This window comes from Pseudomonas sp. SW-3 (assembly GCF_016615645.1).
GTDB classification, from domain to species: Bacteria; Pseudomonadota; Gammaproteobacteria; order Pseudomonadales; family Pseudomonadaceae; genus Aquipseudomonas; species Aquipseudomonas mandelii.
In genome coordinates this window covers 1,022,013-1,047,671 of the sequence record NZ_CP067098.1, presented here as the reverse complement: position 1 = coordinate 1,047,671, position 25,659 = coordinate 1,022,013, and the positions used below count along the sequence as shown (strand labels likewise).

The following is a 25,659-nucleotide window of genomic DNA, read 5'->3' as shown; positions in this document are numbered from 1 at the left end:
GTCAACTGCATTTCATCGTCGCGCCTGGAAATTTGTGTCGGAAGGGGATTTTCTTGACGTAGGAAATTTCTGACCTAAGCTCTGATTAGCTGTATATACATACAGCTGTCTTGAATCATACCGACGACATATCAAGGAGCCAGAAATGTCAGGTCTACACGCTCAACCGCAGGGAAAACCAGAACAGATCATCGCGAACCTGGACGATCTTTTTACTGAAGACGGTATCGCCGTCACCGCCAACAGCTCGCTTATGCTGAAGCTCGGCGAACATCACGACGCACCTCTAACAACTAACGCTACGCCTGGCAACGCCTTGAAAGGCAAGCCACAGCTGAGGTTTGAGGGCGGCGAGCACACCGCCATCGGTGACGGTACGTTGCTGCGTTTTATCAAGGACGCGCCCGCTGTGCCCGCCTCGCAGGTAGCGCTGCATTTACCCAATGGACTGGCGCTGACTTACGGTCAGGTCATCGCTCTGGGCGGTGACTTTTATGGCATTCCCGATCAACCAGTCAGCGAAGGCGCCACGCCTGCCGACCGCGTCCAGCGCTTTACCAATGCCTTCAACTCGCTGGCGGTGCTGCCGGCGTCCAATGCCGAAGCCAAGCTGATCCTCGGCGTCATGCAGAAGGAAATCGCCGCCGTTAAACAGGCAATCAAAGACGGCAAACAGCCTCACGAGGCGTATGACGCACTCGGAGATACGTTGTCAGAAGAGTGGAACAGAATCACGGGCGGCGGCAGTTTCGTCTCGGCGCTGTTTCCCTTGGGGCGCTATCTGAAACTGGCCGCCAATAATGCTGACCACTTTGCCGAATGGGCGCTGCTGGCCTATATCTCCGGGCACACGGCAGCTCTGCAACAAGCGGTGAAGGCTCACAGCAGCAACGATGAAAAGCAGCTGGAACTGGCCTACGCGATGAATGCGTTTGCCGATCACTACCTGACCGACCTGTTTTCTGCCGGCCATTTGCGAGTACCGCGCAAACAGTTGGCTGCGGTGGTCACGCCCAGTGATCTGGGCTCACTGATTACCCGCTTCATGCACGACGAAGACAGCAAGTTCGGCCTCAATGTGCGCAACGGCACCGGCGATCACTGGCGTGGGTACGGCGACAAACGCTACTTCGACGCCATCGACAGCGCCAATCGTGTCCAGGTGAATCAGGCGGTGCAGGTGTCGGCGGATGAAGTGTTTGCGGCGTATCTCAGCGGCACCGTCACGGTTCCCGATAATTTTGGCGCCTTGAAAAAGACCCCGGATCTGCAAGCCGTATTGAATCCTGCGAACAACTTTTCACCGTTGTTCCGGGTTGAAGGCAGCAAGGTGCTGCGGCGCAAGGACGTCAACAACCTGAACGACACCGCCACCGTCGATGACTGGTGGGGCTGGAGTACTTACTTGCTGCTCAAGGATTACAACCCCACTGGCAACGTGGCTTGATAAGGAGATTGATGATGACGATTAAATTGAAACTGGAACTGGCTTCAGGGCAATCGCTGGAGGGTGCGCCGTTGGAGTTGTTGTCCAAGGGTGTGCCCATTGCCCGCGGAAATGTGGATAAGCAGGGGGGTGTGACCTTCGAGGTTAAATCGGCGAAGACTGAATTGGCGGTACGGGTGGATCGTTCAGTTCTGAAAACCGGCTGAGGCGATTGCCCCATCACGAGCAGGCTCGCACCCATTAGTCTTTGGTATTCCACTGATTAGATCCCAAATGGAAGCGAGCCTGCCTTTGAACGCAAATCTCGGGACAAGTAAACACACGACACAAAACACTGACCGTTCGTCTGAACTGTAAATTCTGACAGTAGCACGACATCAACTGCGGTGACTTAATCACCTCAGGAGTTAACGAACCGGCCCCTTAGAACGCTTATAAAAGAGCGTTTATCAAAATGGTTCGACTTATTGTTGAAGGACTTTATTCATGACAGTACAAAAGAACGACTTGGCGCCCCCAAAAGTTAAAAATGTTAAAGAAGGTGTTTTGAGCGTTAGCCAAATTGTTGGATCAGTCTCAATAACAGTGGAACCCATCGCAGATGCGATCGAGGGGGATAAATTAGCATTTATTGTAAAAACCTCTACAGGCGACTCCATCGTGTATTCAGTGACTATAGAACGTCCATCAGATGCATACGGATACGGAGCCGAAAAAAACTTCTTCGAAAAAGGTTTGGCAGAAGGCGCCAGTGTTGAAGTGCAATACACTGTGACAAGAGATGGGGGAGTGAGACACTCCCCTAAGGTGAAATTTAGGCTCGTACAATAAGAGACGCGGACAGTTCTGTTAAATAGATTACTGTCCGCTATGGCCACTGAGATCTTCTACAGCGCACGCACCACCTGATTAACCCGGCGCTTTGGAATATTGCGACTTATACAAAACTCAGCTATCGGCGATAAAAAGCATTAACGCTGCGCCTCAGCCTCTTCATGAGCATGGCGCAGCCGCTCCCGACTGTTCGTCAAATGCAAACGCATTGCCGCCCGCGCCGCATCCGAATCCTGGCGCGCAATCGCGTCGTAAATCTCTTCGTGCTCACGGCTCAGGCGACTCATGCGCTGTTGATCGTCATGGGCTACGCGCGCGGTCCAGCGCGTAACGACCCCTGGTCGCAACTGTCATTTCTGACAGTAGCCAACATTAAAAGCATCTGATGAACTGATGTCGCGGATAAGTTATCGCAAAATTACTTTTTATATATGGAGATTCGCCATGAGCACTGTCGAACTAACAAAAGTGGAAAAACCTGTAAAATCGCCAGTATCACCAGAATTAGCCGCGCCCACTGCCCCTGAAACAGACGGAACTACCCTCTACCTAAAGAACTTCGGAGAAATTCAGCAATTTAGTTTTAAGCTTGCCGTTAAATATAAAGGTCAAGCTAGCGGACAACGATGCAAATACTTTATAAAATTTCACAATGAGAGCGGTTACGAAGAATTATGGCGCGGCGGAATTGAAATTAAAGACACCGAGCAGCACATCTCAAAAATCACCACGTATACACTCGAGCCCATCGTTAACAAAAGTACGGCTGAGTTTTGGTATGAGGTAGAAATTGACGGGATCAAAAAAGAATCACACCCCCTTCGTCTCATCGTGGTGCGTTAGCAAAAGCGCTACAAAAAAACTGGGTCCCACCAACCGCAACTCTCAGCGCTGCGCCTCAGCCTCTTCATGCGCGTGGCGCAGCCGCTCCCGACTGTTCGTCAAATGCAAACGCATCGCCGCCCGCGCCGCATCCGAATCCTGGCGCGCAATCGCGTCGTAAATCTCTTCGTGTTCGCGGCTCAGGCGACTCATGTAGTGCTGCTGATCATCATGGGCCAGGCGCGCGGAGTTCAGGCGGGTGCGCGGAATGATGCTGGTGCCCAGATGGGTCATGATGTCGGTGAAGTAGCGGTTACCGGTCGACAGAGCGATTTGCAGGTGGAACTGGAAGTCGGACGCCACGGCATCACTGGCGTGGGCGGCACTTTCATTCAAGGCGTCCAGCGCGGCGCGCATCAAGGCCAACTGTTCCGGGCTGCGGCGTTGTGCAGCGAGGCCGGCGGACTCCACTTCGAGGCTGATGCGCAGTTCCAGAATCGCCAATACGTCACGCAGGGTGACCACGGTCGCCGGGTCGATGCGAAAACCGCTCGGGCTCGGGGTGTCGAGCACGAAGGTGCCGATGCCGTGACGGGTTTCCACCTGGCCAGCGGCCTGCAAACGTGAAATTGCTTCGCGAACCACGGTTCGGCTGACGCCATGGGCATCCATGATCGCCGACTCGGTGGGCAATTTGTCGCCACGTTTGAGGTGGCCGTCGCGGATCTGCTCGGACAGCACCGTCACCAATTCCTGTGCGAGGCTGCGGCGCTTGCGAGGGAGGCGTGGTGCGTCGATCGGGTTTTCCATGGTGAACGTCTGTCTCGAAAATTGCGGCTGAAACCGCATCATAGCTCAACGCGGTTGTACGATCACCACCACCCACTATTGTAAGAGCAACCTGTGGCGCGGGGATTTATCCCCGTTGGATGGCGCAGCCATCCCAAAACCCACAGCCTCGGTGCATCAGGTATGCCGAGTGCTGTGGTTTTGCGACGGCTGCGACGCCGAACGGGGATAAATCCCCCGCCACAAAAGCTCGTTCCCACACGGATTGTGGTGTTATGCGATCACGGTCTGGTCCACCAGATGTCCATTTTCAATGCGCACATGCCGTGGGTGGAAACGCTTCAGACTGCTGCGATGCCCAACGCTGACGATGCTCAACCCCGGTATCTCATCGATCAAGGCCTGATACAGCGACGCCTCATCCTCTTCGTCCATCGCCGACGTCGCCTCGTCCATGTACAACCACTGTGGTGCATAGAGCAGCGCACGAGCGAAGGCCAGCCGTTGCTGTTCACCCGGCGACAGCATGCGCTGCCAGTGATTGGCCTCGTCCAGGCGCGCAACAAGGTGCGGCAAGCGGCAAGTTTCCAGCACATGCACATACCGCTCGTGCGGATAAGTCCCGCCGGCCTGTGGATAACTCAGTGCCTCGCGCAACGTGCCAATCGGCAGATACGGCTTTTGTGGCAGGAACAGGTAACGCGCCGTCGGCAGACGAATGCTGCCATGACCCGCCGGCCACAGGTGCCCCATCGCCCGCAGCAAGGTCGACTTGCCGCTGCCGGAACGACCGCTGAGCATGACGCGCTCGCCCTCCTCCACGGTCATGTCGGCGTTGGTCAGCAAGTGACGACCGTCGGCCAGATCGAGGCCCAGGTTGTGCACCTTCAAGGCTGTACCCGAATTCTGCACATCAATCGCCGGCGCTCGCTCTTCGTTGTCGGTCATCGCCTGGCGGAAACTCAGCAGACGATCACAGGTGGCTCGCCAAGCGGCCAAGTCCTGGTAGGCGCTGATGAACCAGCTGAAGTTCTCCTGCACGTTGCCGAACGCTGAGTTGATTTGCATCAGCTCGCCAAGCTCGATCTTGCCGGCGAAGTAACGCGGCGCGGCGACCATAAACGGGAAAATGATTGCGATCTGGCCATAACCGGAGGTGAAGAAGGTCAGGCGCTTGGACACTTTCATGATGTCCCAGAAGTTATGCCAGACCAGCCCGAAGCGCCCGCTCAGACGGCGGTTTTCATTGGGTTCGCCGTTGTACAGCGCGATGCTTTCCGCGTTCTCGCGAACTCGCACCATGGAAAAACGCAGGTCAGCTTCGAAGCGTTGTTGATTGTTGTTGAGGCCAATCAAACGACGGCCAATCAAGTGCGTCAGCCAGCTGCCGACGGCGGCATAAACCAGAGCGCACCAGAACATGTAGCCGGGGATGGTGAAACCGAACACTTCGATGCTGCCCGACACGCCCCACAGAATGATCGAAAACGACACCAGACTGACGACGTTGCGGATCAGGCCCAGCCCCAGGCCCAGCGTATTGGAGGTGAAGCTATTGAGGTCTTCGGAAATCCGCTGGTCAGGGTTATCGGTGTAACCGCCCTGCTCCAGTTGGTAGTAGTTTTTATGACCGAGCCAACGGGCGAAGTGCTGCTCGGTGAGCCAGGCCCGCCAGCGAATCGTCAGCATCTGCGTCAGGTAGAGCCGATACACCGCACCGAGAATCGCCACCGCAGCAATCCCGCAGAAGTACAGAATCAGTTGCCAGAAAGCCGCTTCGTCCTTCTTTTGCAGGGCGTTGTAAAAATCCTTGTACCAACTGTTGACCCACACCGAAATCGCCACGCTGAACAGTGACAGCGCAATCACGGCGATCAGCAATGTCCAGGCCTTGCCCTTCTCTTCGCTGCGCCAATACGGCGTGGTCATCGCCCAGACTTTGCGAAAAAACTGCCCGCGCACAGCATCGTTGACCGCGGAATACTCAGCGTTCTGATTCATGGAAAAGGCTCGATAAAGAAAAGAACACACCCGAACCGATCATAGATGATCGGTTCGGGTTATCGCGAGGGCTGGCGTTAATCGTTCAGCGTCCGTTCAGCGGCGGACCGGACGCTTTTGCAGTTTGCGCTGCAGCGTGCGGCGGTGCATGCCCAAGGCGCGGGCAGTGGCGGAGATGTTGCCTTCGTGTTCGGTCAGTACGCGCTGGATGTGCTCCCATTGCAGGCGGTCCACCGACATCGGGTTTTCTGGCACCAGGGTGTCGAGGTCGGCATGCTCGGAAAGCAGCGCGGCCAGCACGTCGTCAGCGTCAGCCGGCTTGCAAAGATAGTTGCAAGCGCCGCGCTTGATGGCCTCGACGGCGGTGGCAATGCTCGAGTAGCCGGTGAGGATCACCACGCGCATTTCCGGGTCAAGTTCGAGCAGTTTGGGCAGCAACACCAGGCCCGAGTCGCCGTCCATTTTCAGGTCCAGCGCGGCGTAATCCGGGATGTCGGTCTGGGCGATGGTCAGCCCTTCTTCGGCGGAACCGGCGGTGCTGACGCGAAAACCACGGCGGGCCATGGCGCGGGCCATCACACGGGTAAAGGTTGCGTCGTCGTCTACCAGCAGCAAATGCGGCAGTTCTTCGCCTTCAACTTGGATCTCGTCACTCATGTTCGTCTCCTCGGGCGACACGGGGCAGGCGCAGCTCGGTGAGCGTGCCGCCTTCCTCATGACTGTAGAGTTTCACTGAGCCGCCGGCGCGTGTCACGCTGGCCTTGCTCAAAAACAGGCCGAGGCCGAAACCTTTGCCCTTGGTGGTAAAAAACGGCTTGCCAATCTGTTCGGCAATGGCCAGCGGCACGCCGGCGCCATGGTCGCGAATGCTGATGGTCAGGTCCTCGGCATTCCAGTCCAGCGTCACTTGCAGCCCTTCGGGGCACGCATCGGCGGCGTTGTTGAGCAAATTCAGCAAGGCTTGCGTCAGGTCTGGCGGCGGTGCCATGCGTGGCACCGTGCCCTGGCCCAGCCGTTGGAAACGGTAACTGGCTTCCGGGCGCATCAAGTGCCAGCGGTTCAGCGCTTCGTCGAGCCAGTCGGTGACGTCCTGCATTTCCACCGCCAGGCGTCGATTGGCCTCGGCGGCGCGCACCAGTTGCTGCAAGGTCTCTTTGCAGAGTTTGACCTGATCTTGCAACACGCTTAAATCATCCTGCAACAGCGGGTCGGGATGGTCCTGGCGCATTTCCTTGAGCAACACGCTCATGGTGGCCAACGGCGTGCCCAACTCATGGGCGGCGCCGGCCGCCTGGGTCGCGACGGCCAGCAATTGCTGGTCGCGCAGGCCTTCTTCACGACGGATGGCGCGCAGTTCTTCCTGGCGGCGCAGCTCTTCGGCCATGCGCGCGGCAAAGAATGTGATGACGGCGGCGGCAAGGGCGAAACTCAGCCACATGCCGTAGATCTGCAAGTTTTCCCGGGCGATGGGGAAGGTTTCCAGCGGATAGAACCGCGCCAGCAACAACGTATAAAGCGCCAGCGCGATACCGGACAGAATCACCGAATAGCGCCACGGCAACGTCACGGCGGCGATGGTCAGCGGCACCAGGTAATAGGAAACGAACGGGTTGGTCGAACCGCCGGAGAAATACAGCAGGGCACTGTGGATAAACAGATCACAGGCCAGTTGCAGGGCATATTCCAGCTCGGTGACCGGCCACGAGGTGCGCAGGCGAACCGCCGTGAACGCGCACAGCAGCGTCGAGCAGCCGAGGGTCATCGCCAGTTGCACCCACGGCAACGGCAGCAGATCGAACCAGTAGGCCAGGCCTACGGAACCGGCCTGAGCGGCGAGTACCAAGGTTCGGATGAAGGTCAGCCGCCAAAGGTTTTGGCGAGTGGCGGAAGTGATTTGAACGGGGGCGAGCATGAGCTCTCCTGATGAGCGCTCCAGGCGGATCGCACGGAGTATAACCAAGCACGGGGGCTGGCAGGCAAAAGTGCGGCAAACAGCCACATGGCAGGAAGTTCTGCTGCGTCTATAAGGACGCCTTCGCGGGCAAGCCTCGCTCCTACAGGAATGTGTCGTTCAAAGGATTGGCGTACGACACATTCCTGTAGGAGCGAGGCTTGCCCGCGAATGGCCTCGACACGGTCTCCCCCATTCCATCTGTATGGAAGTTGTAACTGTGCGAACCGGATCAATAAAGTTAGAGTCTGATGGTTTCACGCAGGCTCGGACCTTAACCCCTGCGCACCTCCAAGGAGTTTTCATGCACAGTTTCCGCCGCAGCGCCGCCCTTCTTGCCCTTAGCGTTGGCACCGTCGCCAGCCTCCCGGCCCTGGCCGCCGACGAACTTCATTACAACCAGATCGCCCTGCGTGCCGAAGTCAGCCAGGAAGTGGCCCGCGATCAGATGATCGTGACCCTCTACACCGAAGAACAGAACACCGACCCGGCCAAACTCGCCGCCGACGTCAGCACCACCATGAACAAAGCGCTGGCCCAGGCCAAACAAGTCAAGGAAGTCACCCTGCGCCAGGGCAGCCGCAACAGCTACCCGATCTACGACACCAAGGGCCAGAAAATCACCGGCTGGCGTGAACGCGCCGAACTGCGCATGGAAAGCTCCGACTTCGCCGCACTGTCGAAGCTGACCGGCGAACTGCTGACCGACCTGAAAATGGGTGGCATGGACTTCGCCATCGCCACGCCAACGCGCAAGGCCAGCGAAGATGCGCTGCTTAAAGAAGCTGTCACCGCCTTCAAGGCCCGCGCGCAGCTGGCAACCGATGCGTTGGGTGGCAAGGGTTACAAAATCGTCAGCCTGAACCTGAACAGCAACGGTTATCCACAGCCGTACATGCGTGGGCCGATGATGATGAAAGCGGCCGGCATGGATGGCGCTCCGGTGACGCCAGAGGTTGAGGCCGGCACCAGCCAGGTGAGCATGACGGCGGATGGCGCGATTGAAGTGTTGATGCCTTGATTCGATAACCCGTACACAGAAACGGCGGTCACTGAAGTGATCGCCGTTTTTTGTTGCCTGGCGGAAAGCCGGCAGGTTTGTCTGATGATTTTGTGGTGATTGATCCACCGTCATCGCGTGCAGGCTCACTCCTACATGGGATCAGAGTCGTACACAAAACCCATGTACACACTCGCCCCCAGTGGGAGCGAGCCTGCTCGCGAAAAACGATAACGCGGTCTACGCCGGATCGACGTTATCCAGCGCCCGATTCACTGCCAACTCCGCCAGCATGATGATCTTCTGAATCGCCAATACCGTATTTCTCTGCGGGCCGATCAGGTTTGCTGCGAAATCACTGGCCATGACACTCGCGGACGCCAATGACTCGCAAGCTTGTGCCAGGAGACTTTCGCTGTCCATGTCCGGGACGACCATGAACATGGTGCTGGGACGGCGGGGTCTGGAAGCGTATTGATCGGGGGGATCGAGGTAGTAATCGAGGGCGCGTTTTATGGCTTCGCGGTCTTTGAGGAGCGTTTCGGCTTCGGTGGCTTCGTCGGTGGGGGTTGTGGTGTTGAAGGGTGGATCGGGGACAATTTTGCTCATTTGCTTTCCCTGTTCATTTTTGGAGCCATCACTTTTCGTTTCTCACACGGAAAGTGGTGGCAGCTATGTGCAGGGTGAGAAAGCCGGGAACAGAGAACCGGCCGGACCGAAGTCCGCCCGCACACAGCCGCCATAGAGCATTACAGGCAGCGTATAGCTGGCGGCAATTATGGTGATGCTGGCGCTAGATTCATACATATCTGTTCCCAGGTTCTCACACCCGTTCGCTGAGTTCTTCAGCGACAGTCAGAGGTTAGAGACACTGCTTCCTACCCGGCAACCTGAAAAATGCGTGGGAAATCGCTGTGTTTTTTACACATCTTTCAACACACAAAAATGGAACGCGGAGCCTCCCGGGCGGCATTCCCACGCGGAGCATGGGAACGATCAATCGGGAGCAACAGAAAGAGACAGGTCGGCTGTCAGGCCGCCTTCGCGGGCAAGCCTCGCTCCTACAGAGGACCGGGGTCATCTGGAAGCAAGGATCGGCAAACAGGCTCGTCGCCAACACTTGACCTATGCATATCCGTCATAAAAAGCTCAGGGATAAGACGCTCAACACGTGGAAAACAGCCAATAGTGCTACCGCAAGCAGCAGACAGGTTGCACCCTCGGTACTACCCACCACTCCCACGTAGCCTCCATCACCTCCCGGATCCAAATCATCCCCACAGATGTCCACTGCCAGACAGTAACGCAACAATCTGCCCCCACAGACACAACAACCCTTTAAACAACAAACACCTATCCACCCAACTACAACTCAATCTCATTCACGCCCACACCTCTCATCCACGCCCCTCAAAGATGGGTATAAATAAGTAACACCTCGCTCCAACCGGGTGCGAAAGTCGTGCCGATTGCCCCGTCGCGGTGCGCCAGATGCACCGAAAAAACCCTGCGCAAACGGTCAAATGCGCATGAATTTATACATATGCGACATTAAGGTACGTTCGTGCCACCGTTTAACGCCTGTGGTCGCTCTGGATCTTGCAATGGGTATGGCCCCTGCATAAGTATCCGCAGGCACGGCTCACGAGGTCGTCCTCTAATTCCAAAAATGACAACAAATCATGAGGCCAACATGCTTAAACACGCGGTCATTCCGTTTTTAGTCGGCGCAGGCTTGTTAGCCTCCGCACCTTTCGCATCCGCTGCGACTAACCTGGTGTTCTGCTCCGAAGGCAGCCCGGCCGGTTTCGACCCAGGCCAGTACACCACCGGAACCGACTTCGACGCCTCTGCAGAAACCATGTTCAACCGCCTGACCCAGTTCGAGCGCGGCGGCACCGCCGTGATTCCTGGTCTGGCAACCAAGTGGGACATCTCCGATGATGGCCTGACTTACACCTTCCACCTGCGTGAAGGCGTGAAGTTCCACACCACCCCGTATTTCAAGCCGACTCGTGAGTTCAACGCCGACGACGTGCTGTTCACCTTCAATCGCATGATTGACAAGAACGACCCGTTCCGCAAAGCGTACCCGACCGAATTCCCGTACTTCACCGACATGGGGATGGATACCAACATCACCAAGATCGATAAAGTCGACGACCACACCGTCAAGTTCACCCTTAAAGAAGTTGATGCCGCGTTCATCCAGAACATGGCCATGAGCTTCGCCTCCGTCCAGTCCGCCGAGTACGCTGCCCAGCTGCTCAAGGAAGGCAAGGCCGCCGACATCAACCAGAAGCCGGTCGGCACCGGTCCGTTCGTATTCAAGAGCTACCAGAAAGATTCCAACATCCGCTACACCGGGAACAAGGACTACTGGAAGCCTGACGACGTCAAGATCGACAACCTGATCTTCGCCATCACCACCGACCCGTCGGTGCGTATTCAGAAGCTGAAGAAGAACGAGTGCCAGATCACTCTGTTCCCACGTCCAGCCGACCTGAAGGCGCTGCAAGAAGACAAGACCTTGAAGGTGCCTAACCAGGCTGGTTTCAACCTGGGTTACATCGCCTACAACGTGATGGACAAGATCAAGGGCAGCGATCAGCCGAACCCGATGGCTCAATTGAAAGTGCGTCAGGCACTGGACATGGCCGTCAACAAGCAGCAGATCATCGACTCCGTCTACCAAGGTGCTGGTCAACTGGCCGTCAACGCCATGCCGCCAACCCAGTGGTCTTACGACACCACCATCAAGGATGCGCCGTACAACCCTGAGAAAGCCAAAGAGCTGCTCAAGGAAGCCGGCGTCAAGGAAGGCACCGAGATCAACCTGTGGGCGATGCCGGTACAGCGTCCGTACAACCCGAACGCCAAACTGATGGCTGAAATGCTGCAGTCCGACTGGGCCAAGATCGGTATCAAGGCCAAGATCGTGACCTACGAGTGGGGCGAGTACATCAAGCGCTCCAAAGGCGGCGAAAACGGCGCGATGCTGATTGGCTGGAGCGGCGACAACGGTGACCCGGACAACTGGCTGAACGTGCTGTTCGGCTGCGACTCGCTGCAGGGCAACAACTTCTCCAAGTGGTGCGACAAGAAGTTCGACGGCATCGTCAAAGAGGCCAAGCGCACGACCGATCAGGGCAAGCGCACCGAACTGTACAAACAGGCGCAGCACGTCCTCAAAGACGCTGTTCCAATGACACCTATCGCTCACTCGACGGTGTTCCAACCCATGCGCGACAACGTGCAGGACTTCAAGATCAGCCCGTTTGGCTTGAACTCCTTCTACGGCGTCAGCGTCAGCAAATAAGGTTTTGCAACGGCGACGTATTTAACGTCGCCGTTGTTTTATCTGCCGAGAAAGTAGGAAAACGCCTACATCCAATTCCGTCACGGATGACCATCGTGATGTCGGATGCGTTGCCTTTTCCCACAAGTCTTTCGGACTCTACGCATTTACTGCCGGACCCACGGCTCATACCGTCGGGATCTGACCAGTTCATGCGTGGGCTCTCGGTTTTGCTGCATGGCATGGTTTGAACTCAGTGATGCCTCCACGTCCGCGGACGGGACGGCGGTTCATTGAAGACACTTAGAGAACAAGAAAAGGGAGCGTCATGCGCCATACCTTGGTTTTATCCGCATTGCTGGGCACCGGCCTGTTGGCCGCCACTTCCATCAGCCAGGCCGCCAATAACAGCCTGGTGTTCTGCTCCGAAGGCAGCCCGGCTGGCTTCGACACTGCGCAGTACACGACATCGACCGACAACGATGCCGCCGAGCCGTTGTACAACCGATTGGCAGAGTTTGAAAAAGGCGCCACCAACGTCGTACCCGGCCTGGCCACTCGCTGGGATATTTCCGAGGACGGCCTCAAGTACACCTTTCACCTACGCGAAGGTGTGAAATTTCACACGACCAAGTACTTCACGCCGACCCGTGATTTCAACGCCGATGACGTGCTGTTCACGTTCAATCGCATGCTCGATCCGCAACAACCTTTCCGTAAGGCTTATCCGACCGAGTTCCCGTATTTCAACGGGATGAGCCTGAACAAGAACATCGCCAAGGTCGAGAAGACCGGGCCGCTGACCGTGGTCATGACGCTCAACAGCGTCGACGCCGCGTTCATCCAGAACATCGCCATGAGCTTCGCCGCTATTCTGTCCGCCGAATACGCCGACAAACTGCTGGCCGAAGGCAAGCCGAGCGACATCAACCAGAAGCCGATCGGCACTGGCCCGTTCGCCTTCAAGAGCTACCAGAAAGATTCCAACATCCGCTACACCGGCAACAAGCAGTACTGGGACCCGAGCCGGGTCAAGCTCGACAACCTGATCTTCTCGATCAACACCGACGCGTCGGTGCGGGTGCAGAAGCTCAAGGCCAATGAGTGCCAGATCACATTGAGCCCGCGCCCCGCCGACGTTCCCGCGTTGAAGAACGACCCGGCACTCAAGCTCATCGAGAAGCCCGGCTTCAACCTGGGCTACATCGCCTACAACGTGCGCCACAAGCCTTTCGACCAGCTCGAAGTGCGTCAGGCGCTGGACATGGCGGTGAACAAGCAGGGCATTCTCAACGCCGTTTACCAAGGCGCCGGTCAATTGGCCGTCAACGCCATGCCACCGACCCAATGGTCCTACGACGACACAATCAAGGACGTTGCCTACAACCCGGAAAAAGCCAAGGAACTGCTCAAGGCTGCCGGCGTGAAAGAAGGCACCGAAATCACCTTGTGGGCGATGCCCGTTCAGCGCCCTTACAACCCGAACGCCAAGTTGATGGCCGAAATGCTCCAGGCTGACTGGGCAAAAATCGGCCTCAAAGTGAAGATCGTCAGCTATGAATGGGGCGAGTACATCAAGCGCACCAAGAATGGCGAACACGACGTCAGCCTGATTGGCTGGACCGGCGACAATGGGGACCCGGACAACTGGCTCGGCACGCTTTACAGCTGCGACGCCATTGGTGGCAACAACTACTCCATGTGGTGCGATCCGGCTTACGACAAGTTCATCAAGCAGGCCAAGGTCGTCACCGACCGCGACCAGCGCACCGTGCTCTACAAACAGGCGCAGCACTACCTCAAGCAACAAGTGCCGATCACGCCTATCGCCCATTCGACGGTTAACCAGCCGTTGAGCGCCAAAATCGAAGGATTCAAGGTGAGTCCATTCGGTCGTAACGTGTTCTCGGGCGTCAGTATCGACCAATAACCGATTAGCCAGAACGCTGGGGGCGCATTGCGCCCTCACGCAAACGTATTGCCGTAATTCGCCAATCCGGCATAAAGCAAACGTTTGCGAAGCCTTGTATGAGTTCTAAACCAAATAGCCGGATCACCAAAAAAGACCGGCATTAAAAAAAAGAAAGTAAGGAGCTTCACCCATGAAACTGAGCAGCACCGCGTTATTGGCCCTGGCCATCAGCAGCGTAACCGCCTCGGCTTACGCAGAAACCCAAAGCCAGGCTTTCACTCCGGTTACCGTGAAAGAGAAAAGCGCCCAAAGCGAAGCCACCGGCTTTGTTGAAGGCCAATCGATCACCGGTTCCACGCGTAACTGGTATGCGAATGAGTCGTTCAAGCGGGGCGCGACGCTCAACTATCGTAAAAATGGTGAGACTCGTACGACTGACCGTCGAATCAACTGGGTTCAAGGCACGATCATCAAGTACAACTCGGGCTTCACCGAGGGTACTGTCGGTTTCAGCACCGAAGTGGCGGCGTACAACGCCATTGCTCTGGACCGCGATCGCAAAGACCTCGCATCCGGTAACGGTGGTGCTCCCGAGCCAGGTCGTGGCGGCCGTGGCAACAACCGTACTTTGACTGAAAATGGCGGTGACGCTGTTGATCAGTGGAGCAAACTGGGCCTGGCCAACGTCAAGGCGCGTTTCTCCAATACCACACTGACTGCCGGTCGCCAGAACTTCAGCAGCCCGCAAGTAGATGTCATCGGCAACCGTCCACTGCCTTCGAGCTTCGAGGGTGTCAGTCTGCACAGCGAAGAGTTGGAAAACCTGACTTTCGACATCGCCACCTTTGACCGTAACTCGCCGCGTACCGAACAGAGCCAGCGCAAATTCCGTTCCGAATACGGCGACGGTACCGCTGAAGCCGATCACGTCAACACCGCCGGTATCACCTACACGCCGTTCGCCAGCCTGACCACCAGCCTGTGGGGCACCCAGGCCGAAGACCTGTGGAACCAGTACTACTTCGGCGCCACCCACGTTCTGGGTGACAGCTCGGTACTGAGCCTGACCACCGGCCTGAATTACTACAAAACCGTCGACGAAGGCAAAAAGCTGCTGGGCGAAATCGACAACGACACCTACTCCCTGTCGTTGGGCCTGACTCACCAGGCCCACAGCCTGACCTTCTCGTACCAGGAAGTGAACGGTAACGAGTACTTCGACTACCTGCACGAAACCAACGGCATCTACCTGGCCAACTCCCTGCTGTCGGACTTCAACGGCCCGAACGAGAAATCCTTCCAGATCGCCTACGGCCTGAACATGGCTGAATACGGCATTCCAGGCCTGAAGTTCAACATCTACCAGGCTCGTGGCTGGGGCATCGACGGTACTCACTATGCCGGCGGCGGTTACGACGGCGTGCAGTCGATGGACGGCGAAACCCACTATGAATACGGCATTGGTACTTCATACGCCGTACAGAGCGGCCCGCTCAAGGCCACGGCTATCCGCGCGACCTACACCGCTCACCGCGCCAGTGATAACCAGGCGGATGGCAGCCTCAACGAGTTCCGTCTCGTGACCACCATCCCGTTCAACATTCTGTAATACACCTGCCGAACGGCTGATTCAGTGACGAATCGGCCGTTCGGCTTTTGTCCTTTAACCGATTGCAGAGGGTTCTTGATGAAAATGCTTCCCCTACGTGCGGCCATTGCAGCCGCGTTGCTGAGTGTCGCTGTTGGCGTCTCGGCCAAACCCCTGGTGGTCTGCACCGAAGCCAGTCCGGAAGGCTTCGACATGGTCCAGTACACGACTGCAGTCACAGCCGATGCGGTGGCCGAAACCATCTTCAATCGTCTGGCCGACTTCAAGCCCGGCACCACTGAAGTGATTCCGGCACTGGCCGACTCCTGGGAGATCAGCGAGGACGGTCTGACCTACACGTTCCACCTGCGTAAAGGCGTTAAGTTTCACACCACCGAATACTTCAAGCCGACCCGCGACATGAACGCCGACGACGTAGTCTGGAGTTTCCAGCGTCAGCTGGACCCGAACCACCCATGGCACAAACTGTCGAGCGTGGGCTTCCCGTACTTTGAAAGCATGGGCTTCAAGGAACTGCTGAAAAGCGTCGAGAAAGTTGACGACAACACCGTCAAATTCACCCTGACCCGTCGCGAAGCGCCGTTCCTGGCGGACGTCGCCATGGCCTTCTCCTCGATCTACTCAGCTGAGTACGCCGATCAGTTGCTCAAGGCCAATAAGACCGGCGACCTGAACAACAAACCGGTCGGCACCGGCCCGTTCGTTTTCCAGCGCTACAACAAAGATGCCCAGGTTCGCTTCAAGGCCAACCCGGACTACTTCCGTGGCAAGCCACCGGCTGATGCGCTGATCCTGGCCATCGCCACCGATAACAACGTGCGCCTGCAAAAACTCAAGGCCAACGAGTGCCAGGTCGCGCTGTATCCGAAACCGGATGACATCCCGAGCATCAAGAAAGACACCAACCTGAAGGTTGATGAGATGAACGCGATGACCGTTTCCTACATCGCCATGAACACCTCGCACAAATACATGAGCGATGTGCGTGTGCGTAAGGCCATCGACATCGCGTTCGACAAGGCGGCTTATGTCAACGCGCTGTTCGGCAAAGGCAACGCAACGGTGGCGGTCAACCCTTACCCGGACACCCTGCTGGGTTACAACCACGAGCTGAAAAACCCGCCACGTGATCTGGACAAGGCTCGCGCCCTGCTCAAGGAAGCGGGCGTGCCGGAGGGCACTGTTTTCACGCTGTTCACCCGGAACGGCGGCGGGCCGACCAACCCGAACCCGATGCTCGGCGCGCAGATGATGCAGGCTGACCTGGCCCAGGTCGGGATCAAGGTCGACATTCGCGTCATGGAATGGGGCGAAATGCTCAAACGCGCCAAAAACGGCGAGCACGACATGGTTTCCGCCGGCTGGGCGGGTGACAACGGCGACCCGGACAACTTCCTGACGCCTAATCTGAGTTGCGAAGCCGCCAAGAACGGCGAAAACTACGCGCGCTGGTGCAATGAGAAATTCCAGACCCTGATTGACCAGGCACGGGCTAAAGTGAACCCGGCGGAACGTGCAGCGCTCTACGAGCAAGCCCAGGAGGTTTTCAATCAGGACCAGCCATGGATCAACATGGCGCACACCCGTATGTTTACCGCAATGCGCAACAACGTAGAGGGCTATCACATTAGCCCCCTCACCACTAATAACTTCGCCACCACCCAGGTGAAGTAGATAAGAAACTACCGGCATTCCTGACCCAGGAATGCCGGGCACGCCTAACCGGCTGATGAGGTACCACACAAGATGTTTAGTTTTATTGCCCGCCGATTGGGGTTATTGATCCCCACATTCTTCGGCATCACCTTGCTGACTTTCGCGTTGATTCGCATGATTCCTGGCGACCCCGTGGAAGTGATGATGGGCGAACGTCGGGTCGACCCCGAAATGCACGCTCAGGCAATGGAACGCCTTGGCCTGAACAAACCGCTGTATGCCCAGTACCTGGACTACATCGGCAAGTTGGCCCACGGCGACCTTGGCGAATCCCTGCGTACCCGTGAAAGTGTCTGGACCGAGTTCAGCTCTCTATTCCCCGCGACCCTGGAACTGTCCATGGCCGCGCTGTTGTTCGCCGGCATCCTGGGCCTCCTGGCCGGGGTGATCGCGGCACTCAAGCGAGGATCCCTGTTCGACCATGGGGTGATGGGCATCTCCCTGGCGGGATACTCGATGCCGATCTTCTGGTGGGGCCTGATCCTGATCATGTTCTTCTCGGTATCCCTGGGCTGGACCCCGGTGTCCGGGCGGATCGACCTGCTCTATGACATCGAGCCGCGGACCGGCTTCATGCTGATCGACACGCTGCTGGCCGATGACGTCGGTGCGTTCTTTGATGCCCTGCATCACCTGATCCTGCCGGCCATCGTACTCGGCACCATCCCGCTGGCGGTGATTGCGCGGATGACCCGTTCGTCGATGCTCGAAGTGCTGCGTGAAGACTACATCCGTACCGCCCGCGCCAAAGGCCTGTCGCCGTCGCGCGTGGTCTTTGTTCACGGCTTGCGCAACGCGCTGATTCCGGTACTGACCGTGGTCGGCCTGCAAGTCGGCACATTGCTGGCCGGTGCGGTTCTGACCGAAACCATCTTCTCCTGGCCCGGCATCGGCAAATGGCTGATCGAAGCCATTGGCGCACGGGACTATCCCGTGGTGCAGAACGGCATCCTGTTAATCGCCTGCCTGGTGATTCTGGTGAACTTCGTCGTGGACGTCCTCTACGGCTTTGCCAACCCACGCATTCGTCACCAGCGCTGAGATCATCATGACCATGACCACTCCAGCTTCAACTCAAAATCAAGCGGTAACAGTCGATCAAAGCCTGCTGTACCCGTCCCCGTACAAAGAATTCTGGCAAGCGTTTTCCAAGAACAAAGGCGCCGTTGCCGGCCTGATGTTCATGCTGCTGGTGATTTTCTGCGCGATTTTCGCGCCGTGGGTTGCTCCGCATAACCCGAGCGAGCAATACCGTGACTTCCTGTTGACCCCGCCGTCCTGGCTGGAGGGCGGGCAGATCCAGTTCCTGCTCGGCACCGATGAACTGGGTCGCGACCTGCTGTCGCGCCTGATCAACGGTTCGCGCCTGTCCCTGCTGATCGGCTTGTCGTCGGTGGTGATGTCGCTGATTCCGGGCATCCTTCTGGGCCTGTTCGCCGGCTTCTTCCCGAAACTGCTCGGCCCGACCATCATGCGTCTGATGGACATCATGCTGGCCCTGCCGTCCCTGCTGCTGGCGGTGGCGATTGTCGCCATCCTCGGCCCTGGCTTGATCAACACCATTATTGCCATCGCCGTGGTTTCGTTGCCGTCCTATGTTCGTCTGACCCGCGCTGCGGTGATGGGCGAATTGAACCGCGACTATGTGACCGCCGCGCGTCTGGCCGGTGCCGGTCTGCCACGCCTGATGTTCGTCACCGTGCTGCCCAACTGCATGGCGCCGCTGATCGTTCAGGCCACCCTGAGTTTCTCTTCGGCGATTCTCGATGCCGCGGCACTGGGCTTCCTCGGCCTTGGTGTACAACCGCCAACCCCTGAGTGGGGCACCATGCTGGCTTCGGCTCGCGACTACATCGAACGCGCCTGGTGGGTGGTAAGTCTGCCTGGTTTGACCATTTTGCTCAGCGTGCTGGCAATCAACTTGATGGGCGACGGTCTGCGCGATGCGCTGGACCCGAAACTCAAGAACGCCGCCTGAGGAGATTCAAATGTCACTGTTAGAAATCAAGAATCTCAACGTTCGCTTCGGCGACAAGAACGCGGTTCCGGTGGTCGACGGGCTCGACATTACCGTGGACAAGGGCGAAGTCCTGGCCATCGTTGGCGAGTCGGGTTCCGGTAAATCCGTGACCATGATGGCGCTGATGGGCTTGATCGAGCACCCGGGGATCGTCACCGCCGACGCGCTGAATTTCGACGGCAAGAACATGCTCAAGCTCAGCAACCGTCAGCGTCGGCAAATCGTCGGCAAAGACCTGGCCATGGTCTTCCAGGACCCGATGACCGCGCTGAACCCGAGCTACACCGTCGGCTTCCAGATTGAAGAAGTGCTGCGCCTGCACCTGAAAATGTCCGGCAAGCAGGCCCGCGCACGCGCCATCGAACTGCTGGAAAAAGTGGAAATCCCGGGCGCCGCCAGTCGTATGGACGCCTACCCGCATCAGCTTTCCGGCGGTATGAGCCAGCGTGTTGCGATCGCCATGGCGATTGCCGGCGAACCGAAACTGCTGATCGCCGACGAACCGACCACGGCATTGGACGTAACGATCCAGGCACAGATCATGGACCTGCTGCTGGCGTTGCAGAAAGAGCAGAACATGGGCCTGGTGCTGATCACGCACGACCTCGCGGTCGTGGCCGAAACCGCTCAGCGTGTGTGCGTGATGTACGCCGGCCAGGCGGTTGAAGTGGGTCAGGTTCCTCAGTTGTTCGACATTCCGGCACACCCTTACAGCGAAGCGCTGCTCAAGGCGATTCCGGAGCACAGCCTGGGTGCCACGCGCCTGGCCACGTTGCCGGGCATTGTTCCCGGTCGCTATGACCGTCCGCAGGGTTGCCTGCTGTCGCCACGCTGCCCGTATGTGCAAGACAGCTGCCGCGCCCAGCGTCCAGCCCTGGACCCGAAAAGCAACAGCCTCGCCCGCTGCTTCTACCCGCTGAATCAGGAGGTGGCGTAATGGCCGTCGTACTTACCGCCCGCGACCTGACCCGTCACTACGAAGTGTCCCGTGGCCTGTTCAAGGGCCATGCGACCGTGCGCGCCCTGAACGGTGTGTCGTTCGAACTGGAAGCCGGCAAGACCCTCGCCGTTGTAGGTGAGTCGGGCTGCGGCAAATCCACCCTGGCCCGCGCCCTGACGCTGATCGAAGAGCCCTCCTCCGGCTCCTTGAAAATCGCCGGGCAGGAAGTCGCCGGCGCCGACAAGGCTCAGCGCAAACAACTGCGCAAAGACGTGCAGATGGTGTTCCAGAGCCCTTACGCCTCGTTGAACCCTCGGCAGAAAGTCGGTGATCAACTCGCCGAGCCGCTGCTGATCAACACCAGCCTGAGCGCCTCGGAACGTCGCGAGAAAGTACAGGCGATGATGAAGCAGGTAGGCTTGCGTCCTGAGCACTATCAGCGTTATCCGCACATGTTCTCCGGCGGTCAGCGCCAGCGGATCGCCCTCGCTCGCGCGATGATGCTGCAACCGAAAGTGCTGGTCGCGGACGAACCGACCTCGGCGCTGGACGTATCGATTCAGGCGCAGGTGCTCAACCTGTTCATGGATTTGCAGCAAGAGTTCAACACCGCCTACGTGTTCATCTCCCACAACCTGGCGGTGGTTCAACACGTCGCCGATGACGTGATGGTGATGTACCTCGGCCGCCCGGTGGAAATGGGTCCGAAGAACGACATCTACGAGCGTCCTCTGCACCCGTACACCCAGGCGCTGCTGTCGGCCACCCCGACCATTCACCCGGACCCGAACAAGCCGAAGATCAAGATCGTCGGCGAACTGCCCAACCCGCTGAACCCGCCGTCCGGCTGCGCATTCCACAAGCGCTGCCCTTACGCGACCGAGCGCTGCAGCACCGAAGAGCCGGCCCTGCGCCTGCTCGACAGCCGTCAGGTGGCTTGCCACTACGCCGAGCAGTTCCTCGACGGCGCCGCGTAACAAACTGTGGGAGCGAGCCTGCTCGCGATAGCGTTTTCTCAGTCGACTTAGATGTTGACTGGAATATCGCCTTCGCGAGCAGGCTCGCTCCCACAGGGATAAGCGACCTGTTCAAAAACCTCTTCTTCCCTGGCTGCGCATCAGTCGGGGGAAAAGGGGTTTTCTTTTGCCTGCTACTTAAGCCCCCTCATCCTCATCGGGATCCTCGGTGGTCGAGTCGTCATCGTCCGCACTGCCGCCCTGCCCTTTGTCGCCTGGCTCCGACTCGGACGCGGCGATCATCAGCCCAGTGTGCGTCACCTGCCCACTCGAAGCCTGCTCACCATGGTCCGGGCATTCCGCCCAGGCCGCTGACATGCCAACCAACAGCACTACCCAAACTTTCAGCAACAACACAATGCGTTGAAAAATGCTCATGGCTGATTCCATCCTTATCGCAGGTGAAACGTGGTGGCCCGACGGCACTGGTAGACATCCGGTCCCGATGGGGCAGGTTGGGTTCTCCAGATAGGACTCTAACGATGCGCGGGAAATGCAGTGGGTGGGGAGAACGGATTTGAATAATGCCTATAACCAGATCAGCTAAATTACGCGAGCTATCTGCGAGTTGCCTGGCAAACCAGTGGCATGGACAAGATCGCCAAGGCCGCACACCCAAGCCAGACACTATGCCCACCAAAGTGGCCATAAAGGTGGCCTCCAAGCGTCGGAGAAAGCAGCACACTCGCGCTCCAACACATTGAGAAAAGACCAAAGTAGTGCCCGCTTTTACCCGCTTGTGCGCGCTTCATGACCATCACGTTCAAAGTAGGCATGAAGAGAATTTCGCCAAGCGTCCAGATAGCGGTCGAGAGGCAGAGATAAAACACACCGGCGCCCAAGGGCAACATGCCAAGCCCGCAGGCCAGCAAAATGCTGCCTGCCAGCAGCCGCCAGCGTGCGCTCCATTGCTCGCTCCAATGAGATATCGGGATTTGCAGTACCACCACCAGCACTGCGTTGAGCGCAAATTGCCAACCAATGACTTCAGCACCCAACCGATAGTAATCAAGTAAATAGTTGCCCAACATGCTGTAGACCGGCTCAAAGGCAAGACCGAGCAAGACTGAGGCCCCCAACAGCCAGAGGAAAGGCTTGTCGCGATACGGTACGCAAGAACCTGAAGCCCCCTCAGAGTCCTCATCCTGCCTCAGAATATCTCGCTGATGTGTCGCCCGAACAAACCAGACCAAGGCCAGCAGAGACATGGCGGCACTGAGAAAAAATACCCAACGAAAATCCGTCTGCGCCAGGACGCCACCCACCACTCCGGCAACTGCCATGCCCAAATTGCTGGCAACACGGTTCAATGACTGCGAGCGAGTCCGCTGTGCAACCTCGCAATACTCCATGATCAACCGCTGATGAAGGGTGCGAATCGCACCATCAAGTACCCCGCTGAACAGAAGCAGACCTGCCAACAAAAGCACATCTGTAACCAGTCCCAACAAGACCAAAATCCACGCTGAAACAAAAAACAGCGCGGCAGTGAGTCGAGCCGTCGGGAAATGCTCACTCAGCAGTCCTCCCCCCATCGACCCTATCAACAAGCCGGCTCCGTACCCGGACAACAACCATCCAACGGTTTCAATCGGCAACGCCAACGCCTGACGCAGGTACAACGCCATGAACAGCTTCACCATGGCGCTCAAACGGCTGATAAAAATCAACGCAGCAAGCACCCAGGCCATTGGGCAGAAATAGCCACTGAGCCGAATCGGGTAAATGTACCGATCAGTCATCCCATTGATCCAGGTTGCGCCTTACTTCGCTTTGGATGCCCTTTGAAGCGAAAGGAATATCCGAGCGAACCTCATGCTCTGCATCAAAAAAATATTGCGCTTGTAACCGCCCCTCGGCATCCAGACCCAGTAAAGGGTTATTGATCAGAAAGTGTCTGGTGGACACACAAAGCGCCCTTGTTCGAATCAACAACCGCCATTGACCGAATGCGTTTTCAGGAACAACTGCCGTCGTCCCAAAGCGTTTCTTGTACTGGAATGTTCCTTTGCTCAGAAATGGCTCGCAGCCCTGGAAGTCGACACAGTCAATCGCTGGATGGTCGGATGCCCACTCAAGGATCGCGTGGTAGACATAATTCTGCGCTCCATTGGCCCGGTAGACGGCGGCTCCCTCCTTCACTCCGATCAACCGCGCATTCAAGGTGCGTGTCGATTCATTAATCTGGGAAATACTGCCCGCCACCCACTCACCCTTTAAATGAACTCGAAACAAAACGCCTTGTTTAAATAAGTCGAGATAAGCCACTTGCTCCGGCACGCTTCGCGCAAAACACCCGTAACGGGCGCTCATTGTCGGGACGTGCATCGACCGATAGAACGCAAAGAAGTCTTTATCTTCAAACGACACATCGAAATCAAAACCTTGTCCGGCCAATTGAGTGCGACGCTTGTTTTCTCGATGGGAGAATTGGCTCAGTACCTGCTGCCATCCAGCTGAAACATCAACTTGCTGGTGAATCCTGCTCACGCCAACAATATCGCCAGGCTGCCGGTATTGCTGAATGACCTCCAAGGGAGCCATCAACAAGTACAAGTCGGTTTGATCCTGCTTTATGAAACCCTCAAGCTGGTGCCACTCCAGAGTTCCTTCCTGCTCTATATACGACTTCTCAAAAAAACACTGCGCCACAAACGGTGCGATATAAACCAAACCTTCCGCCACTCCTGCATAAACCAGGCATGCCGATTCTCCAGCTCTGGAGTCGCCCCGATAGACGCGAAAATGGCAGAGCGCTTTGCTGATCACGTGAGGATCAAAGCTCATGGATTACAAGGGCTGCGAAGGATCTCCATCATCTCTTCAGCACTATCAATAAAAGACAAACCCTCTGTGGGAATGCCTTCAAAATCCCGCCCGCAATAGGTGCCCGACGCGTGGATGGTGCAACCGTCCATACCCTCAAGTAGTTGTCGATCAATTGCATTCAGGCAACCTGTCATGGCCATCACCAATGACCACTCTTTCAGATCACGAGGATCGGCTGGCAAGCTGACGGGCGTATTCGCGAGAAATTGAGCGCATTCACTGTAGCGCTGCATGCACTCATGAAGCGAAACGACTATCCCCGAGCCGCCATTGGCCCTGACCCGCGCAGTCATTTCCACTGCGGTAGGTGGCAGGTGTGTATAAAAAGTGTGTTCGAGTACTTCGTCTAGACTCCATGTTGTGGCAGGAAAGTGCGCAGACTCCGACTGCACCCATAAACCGTCGGCCCCCTGCTTATAGCGTGGAGCAGAAGCACCCTCAAAATTTCCGTCGAGCAAGTGCAGAACCATGTCGCTGGTTGCGAGATGTTGAACCAACAAAAATGACGGAGTGGAAACCTGTGTCCCGTGACGCTTCATCACGTCCACACCTGAGCAATATCCCAGAAGACCATAAGCACTCGACACAGCATGCACATGCACGGTCTTGCGGTCAGTGTCCCAGGCGTCACCATACTCAAAATCAAAAAAAGCCCGGGCTTGATCAGAAAACCGGTAGTTCTCGAGCCGGAGGGAATGCCACAACTTCGAATCACCCAATGGACGACGATTGAAGAGATCCTTGAACTGTTGACCAACAACCTTTACTGCTTCCGGCGACTCAGTACCCAGCACGAACACAGGATTCAAAGCACGCAATCGAGGATCGTCGTAAAGTTCGGATCTACGCAACTTTTCAGTCGTCAGGGCAGGCGTCAGCGTGACAATGCGTAACTGCTCTGGGTGGACCAGCTTGTTTTTAAGTGCCCGTAGAACCGCATCACGTAGAGCGATGGCTTTGTTTCCGGATGAGGGGGAAAACAACACAATACTGTCGCCGGTATCCTGAATATGGCGAATGGCGCGCGCAACGATCAGCGTCGAGGCAAAGGTCTTTGTGGTTTGAGTATTTGCGTTTTGCCTCAGGTCGAACAAACGCAACGGCATACCTCGGTAACGGCCCATCTCAAAAAATTGCGCAGTGGCGACAGAAAGGAAGGCCTGCATTCGCGGCTCCATTTCGGGCAGCTTCATGGAAGGCTCAAAAGCGTCGTCACGGATGCTGACTTCGAAACAGGGAGCACTGCTGACGATCAGATCGTAGTAACGTTCGATGACAGAAATGGGAGTCAGAGGTCGTTGGGTTGTCAGTGCAGCCGCATCGGTTTTCATTACGTCCATTTGTCTTGTGCTCCTGCTCGTGGAAAGTCGCTACTTGCGAAATGTCCACCGAAAGCTAGACGTCAACGACTTCCATGTCTCGCGTAAAAGACTAGAGAAGTAAAAAGCAGAGCCCAGCTACAGAACTCCGTAAAA

The 25,659-nt window shown here is 57.0% G+C and carries 22 protein-coding genes and 1 pseudogene; 13 read left to right on the top strand and 10 right to left on the bottom strand.

The window, feature by feature from the left end:
• Positions 1–145: 145 nt before the first annotated feature.
• The 3 genes from JIO00_RS04540 to JIO00_RS04530 all read left to right on the top strand — a co-directional run bounded on the left by JIO00_RS04540 (position 146) and on the right by JIO00_RS04530 (position 2,278).
• Positions 146–1,447, top strand: coding sequence for a phospholipase (locus tag JIO00_RS04540; RefSeq protein WP_172792263.1), 1,302 nt, complete (start codon positions 146–148; stop codon positions 1,445–1,447).
• 14 nt (positions 1,448–1,461) lie between these two features.
• Positions 1,462–1,653, top strand: coding sequence for a hypothetical protein (locus JIO00_RS04535; RefSeq protein ID WP_077747411.1), 192 nt, complete (start codon positions 1,462–1,464; stop codon positions 1,651–1,653).
• 280 nt (positions 1,654–1,933) lie between these two features.
• Complete coding sequence (locus tag JIO00_RS04530) at positions 1,934–2,278, top strand: hypothetical protein (protein WP_154911877.1); 345 nt, start codon at positions 1,934–1,936, stop codon at positions 2,276–2,278.
• 140 nt (positions 2,279–2,418) lie between these two features.
• Here the strand turns inward: JIO00_RS04530 and JIO00_RS04525 are convergent.
• Positions 2,419–2,601: pseudogene (locus JIO00_RS04525) on the bottom strand (FCD domain-containing protein); the annotation flags it as partial.
• Positions 2,602–2,725: 124 nt separating this feature from the next.
• Here JIO00_RS04525 and JIO00_RS04520 point away from each other — a divergent pair.
• Positions 2,726–3,124: a hypothetical protein gene (locus JIO00_RS04520; protein WP_154503065.1), complete on the top strand. Its 399-nt coding sequence runs from the start codon at positions 2,726–2,728 to the stop codon at positions 3,122–3,124.
• Positions 3,125–3,166: 42 nt separating this feature from the next.
• Here JIO00_RS04520 and JIO00_RS04515 read toward each other — a convergent pair whose 3' ends face one another.
• From JIO00_RS04515 to JIO00_RS04500, 4 genes are all read right to left on the bottom strand, one after another.
• Positions 3,167–3,913, bottom strand: a complete 747-nt coding sequence (locus JIO00_RS04515) for a FadR/GntR family transcriptional regulator (protein WP_010463396.1) — start codon at positions 3,911–3,913, stop codon at positions 3,167–3,169.
• Between the two features lie 252 nt (positions 3,914–4,165).
• Positions 4,166–5,893, bottom strand: coding sequence for an ABC transporter ATP-binding protein/permease (locus JIO00_RS04510; RefSeq protein WP_010463398.1), 1,728 nt, complete (start codon positions 5,891–5,893; stop codon positions 4,166–4,168).
• Between the two features lie 96 nt (positions 5,894–5,989).
• On the bottom strand, positions 5,990–6,550 hold the full coding sequence (locus tag JIO00_RS04505) for a response regulator transcription factor (protein WP_200667741.1): 561 nt from the start codon (positions 6,548–6,550) through the stop codon (positions 5,990–5,992).
• Positions 6,543–7,805 carry an ATP-binding protein gene (locus tag JIO00_RS04500; protein ID WP_010463401.1) on the bottom strand — a complete coding sequence of 421 codons (1,263 nt, stop codon included), beginning with the start codon at positions 7,803–7,805 and terminating at the stop codon, positions 6,543–6,545. The genes JIO00_RS04505 and JIO00_RS04500 overlap by 8 nt, the downstream gene beginning before the upstream one ends.
• A 343-nt stretch (positions 7,806–8,148) precedes the next feature.
• On the opposite strand from JIO00_RS04500, the gene JIO00_RS04495 reads away from it, so the two are divergent.
• Positions 8,149–8,865, top strand: coding sequence for an SIMPL domain-containing protein (locus JIO00_RS04495; RefSeq protein ID WP_010463403.1), 717 nt, complete (start codon positions 8,149–8,151; stop codon positions 8,863–8,865).
• Between the two features lie 219 nt (positions 8,866–9,084).
• On the opposite strand, the gene JIO00_RS04490 is transcribed toward JIO00_RS04495, so the two are convergent.
• Entirely contained in the window at positions 9,085–9,453 is a 369-nt protein-coding gene (locus JIO00_RS04490) for a DUF6124 family protein (RefSeq protein ID WP_200667740.1), read from the bottom strand.
• A 1,084-nt stretch (positions 9,454–10,537) separates the two neighbouring features.
• On the opposite strand from JIO00_RS04490, the gene JIO00_RS04485 reads away from it, so the two are divergent.
• The 8 genes from JIO00_RS04485 (at position 10,538) to JIO00_RS04450 (ending at position 21,316) form a co-directional block, all read left to right on the top strand.
• Positions 10,538–12,163, top strand: a complete 1,626-nt coding sequence (locus tag JIO00_RS04485; RefSeq protein ID WP_083375031.1) for an ABC transporter substrate-binding protein — start codon at positions 10,538–10,540, stop codon at positions 12,161–12,163.
• A 307-nt stretch (positions 12,164–12,470) separates the two neighbouring features.
• Complete coding sequence (locus JIO00_RS04480; RefSeq protein WP_010463409.1) at positions 12,471–14,072, top strand: ABC transporter substrate-binding protein; 1,602 nt, start codon at positions 12,471–12,473, stop codon at positions 14,070–14,072.
• A gap of 172 nt (positions 14,073–14,244) precedes the next feature.
• Positions 14,245–15,663 (top strand): OprD family porin, encoded by a 1,419-nt coding sequence (locus JIO00_RS04475; RefSeq protein ID WP_010463411.1) that lies wholly within the window; start codon positions 14,245–14,247, stop codon positions 15,661–15,663.
• 78 nt (positions 15,664–15,741) lie between these two features.
• Positions 15,742–17,337: an ABC transporter substrate-binding protein gene (locus JIO00_RS04470; protein ID WP_077747406.1), complete on the top strand. Its 1,596-nt coding sequence runs from the start codon at positions 15,742–15,744 to the stop codon at positions 17,335–17,337.
• 72 nt (positions 17,338–17,409) lie between these two features.
• A complete protein-coding gene (locus JIO00_RS04465; RefSeq protein ID WP_038978933.1) occupies positions 17,410–18,420 on the top strand; it encodes an ABC transporter permease subunit in 1,011 nt (336 codons plus the stop codon).
• 7 nt (positions 18,421–18,427) lie between these two features.
• Positions 18,428–19,357, top strand: coding sequence for an ABC transporter permease subunit (locus JIO00_RS04460; RefSeq protein WP_370654429.1), 930 nt, complete (start codon positions 18,428–18,430; stop codon positions 19,355–19,357).
• 10 nt (positions 19,358–19,367) lie between these two features.
• On the top strand, positions 19,368–20,336 hold the full coding sequence (locus JIO00_RS04455; protein ID WP_010463418.1) for an ABC transporter ATP-binding protein: 969 nt from the start codon (positions 19,368–19,370) through the stop codon (positions 20,334–20,336).
• Positions 20,336–21,316: a peptide ABC transporter ATP-binding protein gene (locus tag JIO00_RS04450; protein ID WP_010463420.1), complete on the top strand. Its 981-nt coding sequence runs from the start codon at positions 20,336–20,338 to the stop codon at positions 21,314–21,316. Before JIO00_RS04455 ends, JIO00_RS04450 begins: the two co-directional genes overlap by 1 nt.
• Positions 21,317–21,493: 177 nt before the next feature.
• On the opposite strand, the gene JIO00_RS04445 is transcribed toward JIO00_RS04450, so the two are convergent.
• From JIO00_RS04445 to JIO00_RS04430, 4 genes are all read right to left on the bottom strand, one after another.
• Entirely contained in the window at positions 21,494–21,733 is a 240-nt protein-coding gene (locus JIO00_RS04445) for a hypothetical protein (RefSeq protein ID WP_200667739.1), read from the bottom strand.
• A gap of 179 nt (positions 21,734–21,912) precedes the next feature.
• The gene (locus JIO00_RS04440; protein WP_077747404.1) at positions 21,913–23,097 is read right to left on the bottom strand and encodes an MFS transporter; all 1,185 of its coding nucleotides are present in this window, start codon (positions 23,095–23,097) and stop codon (positions 21,913–21,915) included.
• The gene (locus tag JIO00_RS04435) at positions 23,090–24,142 is read right to left on the bottom strand and encodes a hypothetical protein (protein WP_234452937.1); all 1,053 of its coding nucleotides are present in this window, start codon (positions 24,140–24,142) and stop codon (positions 23,090–23,092) included. Before JIO00_RS04435 ends, JIO00_RS04440 begins: the two co-directional genes overlap by 8 nt.
• Positions 24,139–25,524 carry a DUF6002 family protein gene (locus JIO00_RS04430; RefSeq protein ID WP_200667738.1) on the bottom strand — a complete coding sequence of 462 codons (1,386 nt, stop codon included), beginning with the start codon at positions 25,522–25,524 and terminating at the stop codon, positions 24,139–24,141. Before JIO00_RS04430 ends, JIO00_RS04435 begins: the two co-directional genes overlap by 4 nt.
• Positions 25,525–25,659: the final 135 nt, after the last annotated feature.